Here is a 13739-nt window from a genome sequence, read left to right on the forward strand (position 1 = left end):
CCATGAATCAAGGCAAATACATTTTCGCTCAACTTACAGACTTTCTACCAAGGCGAGTTTTTGATAGAATAGTTAAAACATATAGCGGTAATAAGCACGTAATGACCTTCACATGTTGGAACCAAATGTTATGTATGGTTTTCGGTCAGCTTACCGCTAGAGACAGTATGAGAGATTTATTACTTAGTTTAGAAGCTCATAAGTCCACATACTATCATTAGGGTTCGGCTCGTCTATATCAAGACGTAATATTGGTGTTGCTAATTAAAAACGGGACTACAAAATATTTGAAGAGTTTGCTTATGTACTAATCGAGCAAGCTCGCAAGAGTTGCTACAAGTCGGATTTTGAACTTAACATAAAAGGAAATGTATATGCGTTTGATTCCTCAACAATTGATTTATGTCTAAGTGTATTTTGGTGGGCTGAGTTTAGAAAAACCAAGGCAGGCATAAAACTTCATACCTTGTATGATGTTAAAACATCTGTTCCTACTTTTGTACATATATAAAATGCTAAGACACATGATGTTAGTGCGCTTTATTTTTTTGTTTACGAAATAAGAAGTTTTTACGTGTTAGATAGAGCATATGTTGATTTTAAGCGAATATATCGTTTACATAAACAAAAAGCTTTCTTTGTTACACGAGCAAAATCTAATATGAAATTTTCTCGAAAGTATTCTAATATTATTAATAAATCAAAGGGTATTAAGTATGATCAAATAGGTAAGTTAACTTCCTATTATCCGAGAAAGTCATACCCAGAAAAGCTTAGGCGAATCAAATATTTTGATACCCAAACCAAGAAAATATTTATTTTCTTGACCAACAACATGGATTTAAAAGCTGATGAAATAGCTTATCTGTACAAGAAACGTTGGGAAGTAGAGCTGTTTTTTAAATGGATGAAACAGCACTTAAAGATTAAATCCTTTTGGGGCACTTCATTAAATGCAGTTAAGATTCAAATCTATTGCGCTATAATTGCATATTGCCTAATGGCAATCGTTGGCAATACCCTCAAGGTTGAACGTTCAATCTACGAAATATTACAAATTTTAAGCATCTCTCTACTCGATAAAACTCCTGTAAGAGAGATATTTAGAAAATACAATTACAAAAATATCAAAGACCTAAATTATAATCAACTGAAAATCAATGGATTTTAAATGCCCATTAGTGAGAAAAATACTTGGAAACAAAATCAGAAATACAAGGCGTATTCTTAGAAACCGCACACCCTATAAAATTTTTAGATGTCATGCCTAAAGATATTGCAGAGAAAATAGAGCTACCTGCTCAAATTGAAGCAGTATTAAACAAACCAAAAAAGAGCACAAAAATCTCAAACTATAAACAGCTAAAAACCTATTTACTCGCTTAAAAATCAAATATTATGAGTCAATTACAATCAGATATTCCTAAAGCATTTCAAATTGAAAACACCTTGGAACAAGAACATTATCTAGTAAATGGAGAATTAAAACATTGGCAAGGAGCTAAAGCAAATGTCTTCTCACCTATTCGTACAGTTAATGCTAATGGCAATATGAAACCAACACGTCTAGGCTCTACACCAGATCTTGGAGAGACAGAAGCACTACTTGCCCTTAATGCTGCTTGCAATGCGTATAAGAAAGGTCAAGGCGAATGGCCAACCATGAAAGTCGCCGACCGTATTGCTTGTATGGAAACATTTGTAGAAAAAATGAAAACCAAGCGAGATGAGGTTGTGAAACTCATCATGTGGGAAATCTGTAAAACACATGCCGATGCTCAAAAAGAATTTGATAGAACGGTTGAGTATATTTATGACACGATAGAAGACTACAAGCAAATGGATCGCAATAGCGCAAAATTTGAAAAGCAATCAGGCATTCATGCACATATAAGACGAGGGCCTTTAGGAGTTGTGTTATGTTTAGGACCTTACAACTATCCTTTAAATGAAACCTTTTGCTTATTAATTCCTGCGTTGATAATGGGGAATACCACCATTTTTAAACCCGCAAAATTTGGTGTGCTATTAATAGCGCCATTAATTGAAGCATTTAAAGAAAGTTTTCCAAAAGGTGTAGTCAATATTTTATTTGGGCGAGGTCGAGCAGTAGCATCACCAATAATGAAAACAGGAAAAGTAGATGTTTTGGCACTTATTGGTCATAGCTCTTCTGCAAATGCATTACAAGCATTACACCCCAAACAAAATAGGTTGCGTATGGTTTATGGTCTGGAAGCTAAAAATCCTGCTATTGTATTACCAGATGCAGATTTAAATCTTACGATTGAAGAATGCTTAACAGGAACACTTTCATTCAACGGACAACGTTGTACAGCTCTTAAAGTATTATATGTCCATGAAGCTATTATAGAAGAATTTAACAAACGTTTTTCTGAAAAAGTTGATGCTTTAAAATTTGGCAACCCATGGGATGATGGCGTTAAACTCACCCCTTTACCAGAACCCAATAAACCAGCTTACATACAAGAACTAATTGACGATGCTAAAGAAAAAGGGGCGAAAATCATGAATTCAAAAGGAGGTGACACAATCGATAATTACATTTTCCCTGCCGTATTATATCCTGTAACAACAGATATGCGTGTGTATGAAGAAGAACAATTTGGGCCATTAATTCCTGTAATTCCATTTTCAGATATTGAAGAGCCATTAGATGATATGGCGGCTTCAAATTATGGGCAGCAAGTGAGCTTATTTGGCAAAGACATAAAAACGCTAGCGCCATTAATTGACACTTTAGTAAATTTGGTTTGTCGTGTAAACTTAAACAGCGCTTGCCAGCGTGGACCTGATGTATATCCATTTACCGGTCGTAAAGACTCTGCGGTCTCTACATTAAGTGTTCATGATGCCTTACGCTCTTTTTCAATAAGAACTTTTGTAGCTTCAAAAGACAATGACTATAATAATGCTATTTTAAAGAATTTACTAGACTCTAAAGCTTCAAATTTTGTAAGTACAGATTATATTCTTTAAATAAAAGTCTTTATAAATGAGATATTTACATTTAGAAAGTCTATTATTTCGAAATTCGTAATTCTTTTAAAAATATTAATAGCACTATTGTGGGTAAAAATATTATATGTAGTTTAGTACCATGTTTATACCAAGACACAAATATAGAGCACCAAGACCCATAAGTCTAAATTTAGCAAAACGCCGACGCTAATTCTTTCACATAGCAACAAACTCTATAGTCATTTTTACTTTTATTGTGTATAACTCAAAATTTAAATATCATTTTCAAACTTTAATTATCCATTTAGATAATCCTAAAATGGTATCTGACTTTGTTTTCCGTCGCCCGTAAGGGTATTCTTCTATTTTTTAGAACTAAGGTGAGTCCGGTTCTACATTTAAAATCAAAATAAATTTTCACTCATTAAAATCCCTACAATGCAAATTATTATTGCAAATAAATCACATTGTATTTACGCAGAAACTATCTGTGAAACTATTGCTTTGGCGGCGAAAGACAGAGGTACTGGTATAGCTAAAAGAACACCTGAATATATTATTTCAAAAATGGAAAATGGTAATGCTGTCATAGCACTCGATGGCGAAAATTTTGCAGGATTTTGTTATATCGAAGCTTGGAATCACGGAAAGTTTGTTGCTAATTCTGGATTAATTGTACATCCATATTATAGAAACCAAGGACTTGCTAAGACAATTAAAAAAGTAATTTTTAAGCATTCTAGAACAAAATTTCCAAATTCTAAAGTCTTTAGTATTACCACAGGTTTAGCTGTTATGAAAATGAATAGCGAGCTTGGTTACAAACCAGTAACATTTTCAGAATTAACAGATGACCAATCTTTTTGGAAAGGTTGTCAAACCTGTAAAAATTATGATGTTTTAACAAGAACAGACCAAAAGATGTGCTTGTGCACAGGAATGCTTTATGATCCTATAAAAACCAAAGTCACTAAATCAGAGTCGCATAATTATGATAAAAAAGTATGGACAAGATTAAAAAATATTAAGCAATCCATATTCTTAAAAAAAGATAAAAAATGAAAAAATTAGTAATTGCATATAGTGGTGGTTTAGATACGTCATACTGTGCTGTAAGTTTAAGCAAGGCGGGGTTTGATGTTCATGCGGTAAGTGTCAATACCGGAGGTTTTAATAACGATGAAATTAAAAACATAGAAAGTAATGCTTATAAAATGGGTGTCGCAACATACAAAAATATTGATGCAGTAGGTTCTTATTATGAGAAAGTCATTAAGTATCTCATTTTTGGTAATGTTTTAAAAAACAATACTTATCCTTTATCAGTAAGTGCAGAAAGGATTATTCAAGCTATTGAGATTATTCAATATGCCAAAAGTATTAACGCAAAATATATTGCACATGGAAGTACGGGCGCAGGAAATGACCAAGTTAGATTTGATATGATTTTTCAAACCTTAGCGCCAAGCATAAAAATTATTACACCAATAAGAGACCATAAACTAACCAGACAGCAAGAAATAGATTATCTCATAGAACATGGAATTAATATGTCTTGGGATAAAGCAAAATATTCGGTTAATAAAGGACTTTGGGGAACTAGTGTTGGAGGCGAAGAGACTTTAACTTCAGAAAAGGCATTACCAGAATTAGCGTATCCTTCACAAATAAAAAAAGAAATTGACCAAAACATTGTACTAAATTTTAACAAAGGAGAGCTCGTTGCCGTAAATGGTAAGATAGATCAACCGCAACACTGTATAGAGTTGCTAAATGATATTGCTTCACAATATGCCATTGGTAGAGATATCCATGTAGGTGATACTATTATTGGTATAAAAGGACGTGTTGGTTTTGAAGCTGCAGCAGCATTAATTATTATAAAAGCGCACCATTTATTAGAAAAACATACACTTACCAAATGGCAATTACAACACAAAGATTATCTGTCTAGTTTTTATGGTATGCACTTACATGAAGGCCAATATCTAGATCCTGCAATGAGAGATATTGAATCCTTTCTTCAGAATAGTCAATCAAAGGTTTCTGGAAGTGTTTATGTCACTTTAAAACCCTATCATTTTACACTTGATGGCATCTCTTCGCCCAACGATTTAATGAACGCCAAATTTGGTAGTTACGGCGAAGAAAACAAAGGCTGGACTGCAGAAGAAGCTAAAGGTTTCATTAAAATTAATGGCAACCAGAATAAAATCTATCAACAAGTAAATGCAAGATTATGATTAAAGTTGGAATTATAGGAGGCGCAGGTTACACTGCAGGTGAGTTACTCAGATTATTACTAAACCACAAACAAGCAAGTATTGATTTTGTTTACAGCACATCGAATGCTGGTAATAAGATTTATAAAGTGCATCAAGACTTAGTAGGTTCATCTGAAATAAAATTCACAGACAAAATAAATACAAATGTCGATGTGGTTTTCCTGTGCTTAGGTCATGGAAATTCTAAATCATTCATAGATAACAATGAATTCTCAAAGCAAACAAAAATTATAGACTTAAGTCATGATTTTAGACTAGAAGCCCATAAAGTTTTCGACGGAAAAGCGTTTGTATATGGGCTGCCAGAACTCCAAAAAGAGGTCATTAAAAATGCTAATTATATAGCAAATCCAGGATGTTTTGCAACAGCAATTCAACTAGCATTATTACCATTGGTAGATTCAAATCTTATAAAAGACGACGTGCATATCAATGCAGTAACAGGAGCTACAGGAGCAGGTACATCATTATCTAAGACCACACACTATACGTGGAGAGATAATAATTTTTCGTATTACAAACCTTTTACACATCAGCACTTAGGAGAGATTAATCAAACGGTACATCAGCTACAGTCTACTTTTAATTCTGAAATATATTTCATGCCTAATCGTGGTAATTTTTCGAGGGGCATTTTTGCAACAGCATATACAAGTTATGATGGTACTCTAGAAGACGCTAAGGCACTTTACAAAGCCTATTATAAAGATGCGGCTTTTACATTTGTTTCACAGGAAACCATACATCTCAAGCAAGTTGTAAATACTAATAACTGTTTACTGCATTTACACAAACACAACAATAAACTTTTAATTACCAGCATTATTGATAATTTATTAAAAGGTGCTTCAGGGCAAGCCATACAAAACATGAACCTTATGTTTGATTTTGAAGAAACGGAAGGGCTAAACTTAAAAGCAAATTATTTTTAGAGTTTGAGGAAATACTAATCACTAAAAACTATATTATGAAAATAGCAATCATAGGCACAGGAAATTTAGGCAAGTCAATTGCAAAAGGATTGATTACCAATAATGCCATAACAACATTATACCTCACCAAACGTAATCTTAATGATATTCAAGATTTTGAAGGTTACAAAAATGTGATATTAACGACAGATAATATTAAAGCGGTAAAACAATCCGACATATTAATTTTTGCAGTTCAGCCAGCACATTTTGAACAGATATTAAATGACGTTAAACCTTACCTCAATGAAAATCATGTGCTGATTTCAACCATTACAGGTTATGTAATTCCAAAGATTGAAACTCAATTAGGAACGGATAAATTCATTATTCGTGCCATGCCAAATACAGCCATTGCTGTAGGTAAATCTATGACCTGTTTATGTAGTAACGAAAAGGGTAAAAAACGAGTAAAAATTGCAGAAGCCATTTTTAATAGATTAGGGCATACGCTAGAAATTCCAGAAGCACAAATGCAAGCAGCAACAGTGGTTTGCGCTAGCGGTATTGCTTTTTGGATGCGATTGATTAGAGCAACAACACAGGCAGCAATTCAATTAGGTTTTGATGCAAAAGAAGCACAAGAATTAGCGATGCATACTAGCGAAGGTGCTGCAAATCTTTTAATCACAAATGGCGATCATCCAGAAGAAGAAATAGACAGAGTTACCACACCAAAAGGTTGCACCATTACTGGGCTAAACCACATGGAACATAAAGGCTTAAGCTCGTCTTTAATCCAAGGTATGGTAGCATCATTCAATAAAATTAATACCATTAAAGAGGAACAGATATGAGTGTATTTAATGTCTATCCTTTATATGATATAACACCTGTAAGCGCCAAAGATGTTTACGTCTATGATGATAAAGGTGTGGCGTATCTCGATCTTTATGGCGGACATGCCGTCATTTCTATTGGGCATTCACATCCTAAATATGTGTCTGCAATTTCAAATCAGATTAAAAAATTAGGTTTTTACAGCAATGCCATTAAAAATCCACTACAAACTGAATTGGCCGACACATTAGAAGCTCTTTCAGGCTGCAACGACTATCAGTTGTTTTTATGTAATTCTGGTGCTGAGGCCAACGAAAATGGGTTGAAATTAGCCTCTTTTCATAATGGAAAATCAAAAATTTTGGCATTTAAAAATTCGTTTCATGGCAGAACATCTGCAGCGGTTTCGGCTACGGATAATCCAAAAATCGTTGCGCCTTTAAATGCACAGCAAGACGTCGATTTTGTTGCGCTAGGAGATTTAGAATCCGTTGAGACTGTTCTAAAAGCGAATGAAACGTGTGCCGTAATTATAGAATGCATACAAGGTGTTGGTGGATTAGATGAAAGTACTACAAAATTCTATCAAGGACTTGAAGCGCTTTGCAAGACATACAATACAGTATTAATTGCAGACGAAGTACAATCGGGGTTTGGCAGAACAGGAGATTTTTTTGCTTTTCAAAAACATAAGATTTCACCAGATATTATTTCTATAGCAAAAGGTATGGGAAATGGATTCCCAGTTGGCGGAATTTTAATTCATCCTTCAATAAAAGCGTCCTTTGGTTTATTGGGGACGACCTTTGGTGGCAACCATTTGGCATGCGCAGCAACACATTCTGTTTTAGAGGTTATAGAAGCCCAAAAACTCATGCAAAACGCATCAAGTATATCGGAGTATTTTTTTGAAAAGGCTAATGGTTTATCAAAGCTAAAAACTATTAAAGGCAGAGGTTTGATGCTTGGCTTAGAATTTGATTTCCCTATTTCAGAATTGAGAAAAAACCTCATTTTCAAGCATCAGATTTTTACTGGAGGCTCTAAAAATCCCAATCTCATTAGAATCCTTCCGCCGTTAACCGTAAAGAAACAACATATTGATAGCTTTTTTGAGGCTTTAGAGAAAGAACTTTTGTAAATGAAGAATTATATCAAAATAAAAGACATCCCCGATCTTTCAGAAACTATAAAGGAAGCCATTTTTCTAAAAATGAATCCCTTGGCAATTTCTAGTTTAGGAAAACATAAAACCTTAGTCATGCTCTTTTTTAATTCAAGTTTGCGAACGCGATTAAGTACTGAAAAAGCAGCAAAAAATCTTGGGATGACTGTGATGATTCTTAATATTAAGGATTCCTGGAGCTTTGAGTTTAAAGATGGTACGGTCATGAATATGAATACGTCTGAGCATATTAAAGAAGCTGCACAAGTCATTTCTCAATATGCAGATATTATAGCTGTTAGAGCATTCCCAACTTTAAAAGATAAACCCAAAGACGAGTCAGAATTTGTTTTAAACAGTTTCAAAAGGTACGCGACGGTTCCTATTATAAATATGGAATCTTCGATAGCACATCCTTTGCAAGCTTTGACAGATGCGGTGACCATTTCAGAATTATCAGAAAAGAAAACACCTAAAGTGGTATTATCTTGGGCACCTCATCCAAAAGCCTTGCCACAAGCGGTTGCTAATTCTTTTGTAGAGATAATGCAAAATTTGGATGTAGATTTAACCATTACACATCCTAAAGGATATGAACTAAATCCAGAAATCACAAAGCATACAAAGATAAGTTATAATCAAGATGACGCATTAAAAGACGCTGATTTTGTCTATGTAAAAAATTGGAGTAGCTACACTAATTACGGAAAAGTATTGAGCAAAGACTCTCATTGGATGATGACTAAAGAAAAATTAGGCAATGCCAAGTTTATGCACTGCCTTCCTGTGAGACGAAACGTGGTTGTTGAAGATGCGGTTTTGGATAGTGAACAATCTATAGTCATTCAGCAGGCAAACAATAGAACCTATGCTGCACAAGTAGTATTGAAGAACATTTTAGAAAATCTATAACATGGAAACACTAAAAGTTATAAAAATAGGAGGTAATATTATTGATGATAGCCAAGCATTGACTTCATTCCTAACTCAATTTGCACAACTTGAAGGTCAAAAACTATTAGTTCATGGTGGTGGAAAGTTAGCAACGCAGTTGGCAAATCAAATGAATGTGCCTGTAAACATCAATAATGGCAGGCGTATTACGGACGCAGAGACCTTAGACATTATTACCATGGTATATGCTGGGAAGATTAATAAAAATATTGTTGCTCAACTACAAGCAAACAGCTGTAATGCCATTGGGTTTTCGGGTGCTGATGGAAACACTATCGTATCTAAAAAAAGACCTATAAAACACTTGGATTATGGTTTTGTTGGCGATGTAAAACAAGTGAGTACAAATACGCTTAAAATACTTTTAGACAATGACATTACACCTATATTTTGTGCTATTACACATGATAATAAAGGACAGCTATTAAATACTAATGCAGATACCATAGCATCAGAATTAGCTATTGGTTTTGCAAAAGATTTTAAGGTCGAATTGTATTACTGCTTTGAAAAAAAGGGGGTTTTAAAAGATGTTTCGGATGATAACTCTGTTATTAAAAACATCAATACTCAAACCTACAAAACATTAATTACAGAAGGCATCATTACAGAAGGCATGTTACCAAAACTCAACAATTGCTTTCATGCTATAAACAAGAAGGTCAACAAAATTTGTGTCGGAAAATCAGAACTGCTTTTTTCAACAAACGCAACATATACAACTATTAAAAAATGATACAAAAATTAACCACAGAAGCGATAGTTTTATTGAAACAGTTAATAGAAACACCTTCTTTTTCCTCTGAAGAGGATAAGACCGCGTTATTAATTGAAGACTGGTTTAAGGCACATAAAATACCGTATAACCGTAACAATAATAATATATGGGCGACTAATAAACACTTTAATAAAAATAAACTAACGCTATTATTAAACTCTCATCACGACACCGTAAAACCTAATAATGGCTATACTAAAGATCCTTTTAAGGCTATAGTAGAAGACGGCAAACTGTTTGGTTTAGGAAGTAATGATGCTGGCGGATGTTTAGTCTCATTAATTGCAACATTTACCTATTTTTATAACAAGAAAGACCTTAACTATAATTTGGTCATTGTGGCTTCTGCAGAAGAAGAAAGTAGTGGTACTGATGGCTTAAACAGCATGTTATCTATTATTCCAAAAATAGATGTTGCTATTGTTGGCGAACCAACCTTAATGAAACTAGCTATCGCTGAAAAAGGTTTAATTGTTTTTGATGCTAAGGTCAAAGGCACTGCGAGTCATGCAGCACATCCAAATAAAGATAATGCCATTTACAAAACTATTGATGTTTTAAAGTGGTTTCAAGAGTACCAATTTGATAAAAAATCTCCGGTGTTAGGAGAAGTAAAAATGACAGTTACCCAGATTAATGCTGGAAAACAGCATAATGCCGTACCAAGCGAAGTTGAGTTGGTAATCGATGTTCGTGTTAATGACAAATATTCTAATAAAGAAATCGCTAAGATTCTTTCTGCAAAATCACCATGCACAAGCATAAAAGCACGCAGCTTACGATTAAATTCATCTTCGATACCATTGCATCATGAATTGGTACAAGCGGGTATAGAGCTTGGACAAGAGACTTATGGCTCACCAACACTCTCTGATCAATCTGTTTTGAGTTGTCCTTCTTTAAAATTAGGCCCTGGTGATAGTTCAAGATCCCATACAGCAAATGAGTATATTTATTTAAAAGAAATTAAAGAAGGAATTGACATATATATTAATTTATTAAAAAAGGTGTTATGAAATTGTGGGATAAAGGATTTTCAATAGATAAAAAAATAGAAGATTTTACTGTTGGGAATGACAGAGAGATAGACTTACACATAGCAAAGTACGATCTACAAGCATCCTTGGCACATGCTATCATGCTTAAGTCTGTTGGAATTATAACTTCGGAAGAATTAAAACAGTTAAAAAATGGTTTAGAAACCTTATCTGAATCCATAGATAATGGAAGTTTTGTAATTGAAGATGATTTTGAGGATGTACACTCAAAAATAGAACATGAGCTTACAAAAAACTTGGGAGAAGTCGGCAAAAAAATACATACAGCGCGATCTAGAAATGACCAAGTTTTGGTAGCGCTTCAGTTGTATTACAAAGAGAATCTTCAGCTCATTAAAAACAAAACAAAAACGTTTTTTGAAACCTTAGTATCCTTGGCAGAAACTCACAAATCAAAATTACTACCAGGCTACACACATTTGCAAGTAGCCATGCCATCGTCTTTTGGATTATGGTTTTCTGCTTATGCTGAATTACTGGTTGATGATGTTTATGTCCTAAATGCTATTTTAAAGATAGTAGACCAAAATCCATTAGGATCAGCTGCTGGCTATGGCAGTTCCTTCCCTATTGATAGGCATATCACTACAAAAGAGCTTCAATTTTCAACCTTAAAATATAATGTGGTTGCTGCCCAATTAAGTAGAGGAAAAAATGAGCGGGCCATCGCTAGTGCTTTGGGTGGTTTATGTAATACCATGGGTAGATTTGCAATGGACATATGCTTGTATATGAGTCAGAATTTTGGTTTTATCACATTCCCAGACGAATTAACTACAGGAAGCAGTATTATGCCACATAAAAAGAATCCTGATGTTTTTGAATTGATTAGAGGTAAGTGCAATAAAATTCAGGGCTTACATACAGAAATGTTATTAATCACTAATAATTTGCCTAGTGGCTATCACAGAGATTTTCAGTTATTAAAAGAGAATATTATCAACGCATTTGAAGATGTAAAAAACATACTTGATATTTTCAATGATGTAATTCAGCAAATTATAGTTAAAGATGTTGATTTTAATGATGAGAAATACAAATACATTTTTACAGTAGACAGTATTAATAATCTAGTCATTAGTGGTATGTCTTTTAGAGAAGCATATCAAAAAATAGGAAATAAAGTTCAAAACGACACTTATATGCCAGATTCAGGAAAAGAACATTCCCATATGGGAAGTATTCATAATTTATGTTTGGAAAAGATTAGGGCTAAGTTTCCAAAATAAAAAAATATGAGAACAAATATTTTTAAAACCTACACAGTTATTGAGATCCTACCAATTTCATGTAATTATAGTTTTATAATCCAACCAAATCACCGCCCCTATTTTTTGTTGCTAAATCAGATTTACCCATTAAGTAAATATCTACTTGACGTGCTGCTTCTCTACCTTCTGAAATTGCCCAAACAATTAAGGATTGTCCGCGTCTCATATCACCAGCAGTGAATATGTTTGGGATATTTGTTTGGTATTTTCCATAAGCAGCTTTATAATTAGAGCGTGCATCTGTTTCAATACCCAATTTATTGGCCAATGTAGATTCTGGACCTGTAAAGCCTAATGCCAATAATGCTAAATCACAAGGCCATATTTTTTCTGTACCTGCGATTTCAATTAATTTTGGATGCTCACCAGGAATCATTTTCCATTCTACATTTACCGTTTTTAAAGCGGTTAGTTTTCCGTTTTTGTCAGTTACAAATTCTTTGGTATTTATCAACCAGTTACGTTCAACACCTTCTTTATGAGATGATGATGTCTTTAGTTGTAAAGGCCAATATGGCCATGGAGTTGTTGGAGAACGATGACCAGGTGGCTTAGGCATAATCTCAAAATTGACAACCGATTTGGCGCCTTGACGATTAGATGTACCTATACAATCCGAACCTGTATCTCCACCTCCAATTACAATAACGTTTTTATCTGTTGCCAATACTTGATTTTTTATTTCCTGACCAAAAACAACTTTGGTTTGCTGGGTTAAAAAATCCATGGCTTGTACTACACCATTAGCATCAATACCTGGAGTTGGCAAACTTCGTCTTTGGCTTGCTCCACCGCAAAGCACCACAGCATCAAACCCTTTTAATTCTTCGACATCATAATTAACACCAACATTAACATTGGTTTTAAATACAATACCTTCGGCTTCTAAAATGGCTAAGCGACGATCAATAATTTCTTTTTCCATTTTAAAGTTTGGAATACCATAGCGCAATAAGCCACCTATTGAGTCGTCACGTTCAAAAACAGTAACGGCATGACCTGCTCTGTTAAGTTGTTGTGCAGCTGCTAAACCTGCTGGCCCAGAACCTACAATGGCAATAGTTTTTCCTGTTCTAATCATAGGCGGCTGTGGTTTAATCCAGCCTTCTTTAAAGGCACGTTCTACAATGTTTTTTTCAATATTTTCTATAGATACTGGGTCTTCAATAATACCTAATACACAAGATTGCTCGCATGGCGCAGGGCATAATCGTCCTGTAAACTCTGGAAAATTATTTGTAGAATGTAAAATCCATGATGCTTTTTGCCATTCGCCTTGATGCACCATATGGTTAAAATCTGGAATTAAGTTCCCAAGTGGACAACCGCTATGGCAAAATGGTATGCCACAATCCATACATCGTGAGCCTTGCTTGGTTAGCTCTTTTTCAGATAATGGCACAGTAAATTCATTATAATGCTTAACACGATCCTTTACAGGTGTGTAATTCTCTTCTTTTCTTTCAAACTCTTTAAAACCTGTTACTTTTCCCAT

At 34.2% G+C, this 13739-nt stretch carries 13 protein-coding genes and 1 pseudogene; 13 read left to right on the forward strand and 1 reads right to left on the reverse strand.

The genetic code is table 11. The features are described 5' to 3' along the window. The 13 genes and pseudogenes from HKP48_RS03485 to argH all read left to right on the forward strand — a co-directional run. The coding region (locus tag HKP48_RS03485; protein ID WP_296342865.1) for a DUF4372 domain-containing protein at positions 1-221 on the forward strand (221 nt) is incomplete at its 5' end. Between the two features lie 308 nt (positions 222-529). Next, positions 530-1171 (forward strand): annotated as a pseudogene (locus HKP48_RS03490) (IS4 family transposase); the annotation flags it as partial. Between the two features lie 23 nt (positions 1172-1194). Next, positions 1195-1386, forward strand: a complete 192-nt coding sequence (locus tag HKP48_RS03495; RefSeq protein ID WP_296342869.1) for a hypothetical protein — start codon at positions 1195-1197, stop codon at positions 1384-1386. Between the two features lie 12 nt (positions 1387-1398). Further along, the gene (locus HKP48_RS03500) at positions 1399-3000 is read left to right on the forward strand and encodes an NADP-dependent glyceraldehyde-3-phosphate dehydrogenase (protein ID WP_296342871.1); all 1602 of its coding nucleotides are present in this window, start codon (positions 1399-1401) and stop codon (positions 2998-3000) included. A 420-nt stretch (positions 3001-3420) separates the two neighbouring features. Beyond that, positions 3421-4044 carry a GNAT family N-acetyltransferase gene (locus tag HKP48_RS03505; protein WP_296342873.1) on the forward strand — a complete coding sequence of 208 codons (624 nt, stop codon included), beginning with the start codon at positions 3421-3423 and terminating at the stop codon, positions 4042-4044. Further along, positions 4041-5225, forward strand: coding sequence for an argininosuccinate synthase domain-containing protein (locus tag HKP48_RS03510; protein WP_296342875.1), 1185 nt, complete (start codon positions 4041-4043; stop codon positions 5223-5225). The genes HKP48_RS03505 and HKP48_RS03510 overlap by 4 nt, the downstream gene beginning before the upstream one ends. Beyond that, the gene (argC, locus tag HKP48_RS03515; RefSeq protein WP_296342876.1) at positions 5222-6199 is read left to right on the forward strand and encodes an N-acetyl-gamma-glutamyl-phosphate reductase; all 978 of its coding nucleotides are present in this window, start codon (positions 5222-5224) and stop codon (positions 6197-6199) included. Before HKP48_RS03510 ends, argC begins: the two co-directional genes overlap by 4 nt. 35 nt (positions 6200-6234) lie before the next feature. After that, positions 6235-7035 carry a pyrroline-5-carboxylate reductase gene (gene proC / locus HKP48_RS03520; RefSeq protein ID WP_296342878.1) on the forward strand — a complete coding sequence of 267 codons (801 nt, stop codon included), beginning with the start codon at positions 6235-6237 and terminating at the stop codon, positions 7033-7035. Beyond that, complete coding sequence (locus HKP48_RS03525; RefSeq protein WP_296342880.1) at positions 7032-8159, forward strand: aminotransferase class III-fold pyridoxal phosphate-dependent enzyme; 1128 nt, start codon at positions 7032-7034, stop codon at positions 8157-8159. Before proC ends, HKP48_RS03525 begins: the two co-directional genes overlap by 4 nt. Beyond that, positions 8160-9095 carry an acetylornithine carbamoyltransferase gene (locus HKP48_RS03530; RefSeq protein WP_296342881.1) on the forward strand — a complete coding sequence of 312 codons (936 nt, stop codon included), beginning with the start codon at positions 8160-8162 and terminating at the stop codon, positions 9093-9095. It abuts the gene before it with no gap. Position 9096: 1 nt separating this feature from the next. Beyond that, a complete protein-coding gene (gene argB, locus HKP48_RS03535) occupies positions 9097-9873 on the forward strand; it encodes an acetylglutamate kinase (protein WP_296342884.1) in 777 nt (258 codons plus the stop codon). Continuing rightward, positions 9870-10931 (forward strand): M20 family metallo-hydrolase, encoded by a 1062-nt coding sequence (locus tag HKP48_RS03540; protein ID WP_296342886.1) that lies wholly within the window; start codon positions 9870-9872, stop codon positions 10929-10931. The genes argB and HKP48_RS03540 overlap by 4 nt, the downstream gene beginning before the upstream one ends. Beyond that, entirely contained in the window at positions 10928-12202 is a 1275-nt protein-coding gene (gene argH, locus HKP48_RS03545; RefSeq protein ID WP_296342888.1) for an argininosuccinate lyase, read from the forward strand. The genes HKP48_RS03540 and argH overlap by 4 nt, the downstream gene beginning before the upstream one ends. Positions 12203-12275: 73 nt before the next feature. On the opposite strand, the gene HKP48_RS03550 is transcribed toward argH, so the two are convergent. Next, positions 12276-13739 (reverse strand): glutamate synthase subunit beta, encoded by a 1464-nt coding sequence (locus HKP48_RS03550; RefSeq protein WP_296342889.1) that lies wholly within the window; start codon positions 13737-13739, stop codon positions 12276-12278.

This window comes from Winogradskyella sp., from assembly GCF_013042245.1.
Lineage (GTDB): Bacteria > Bacteroidota > Bacteroidia > Flavobacteriales > Flavobacteriaceae > Winogradskyella.

Bases quoted from the DNA above. Each gene is read 5' to 3' on its own strand.
- argB (WP_296342884.1), top strand. From the start codon at position 9,097: ATGGAAACACTAAAAGTTATAAAAATAGGAGGTAATATTATTGATGAT.
- argH (WP_296342888.1), top strand. From the start codon at position 10,928: ATGAAATTGTGGGATAAAGGATTTTCAATAGATAAAAAAATAGAAGAT.
- HKP48_RS03505 (WP_296342873.1), top strand. From the start codon at position 3,421: ATGCAAATTATTATTGCAAATAAATCACATTGTATTTACGCAGAAACT.
- argC (WP_296342876.1), top strand. From the start codon at position 5,222: ATGATTAAAGTTGGAATTATAGGAGGCGCAGGTTACACTGCAGGTGAG.
- HKP48_RS03510 (WP_296342875.1), top strand. From the start codon at position 4,041: ATGAAAAAATTAGTAATTGCATATAGTGGTGGTTTAGATACGTCATAC.
- HKP48_RS03500 (WP_296342871.1), top strand. From the start codon at position 1,399: ATGAGTCAATTACAATCAGATATTCCTAAAGCATTTCAAATTGAAAAC.
- proC (WP_296342878.1), top strand. From the start codon at position 6,235: ATGAAAATAGCAATCATAGGCACAGGAAATTTAGGCAAGTCAATTGCA.
- HKP48_RS03525 (WP_296342880.1), top strand. From the start codon at position 7,032: ATGAGTGTATTTAATGTCTATCCTTTATATGATATAACACCTGTAAGC.
- HKP48_RS03540 (WP_296342886.1), top strand. From the start codon at position 9,870: ATGATACAAAAATTAACCACAGAAGCGATAGTTTTATTGAAACAGTTA.
- HKP48_RS03550 (WP_296342889.1), bottom strand. From the start codon at position 13,739: ATGGGAAAAGTAACAGGTTTTAAAGAGTTTGAAAGAAAAGAAGAGAAT.
- HKP48_RS03530 (WP_296342881.1), top strand. From the start codon at position 8,160: ATGAAGAATTATATCAAAATAAAAGACATCCCCGATCTTTCAGAAACT.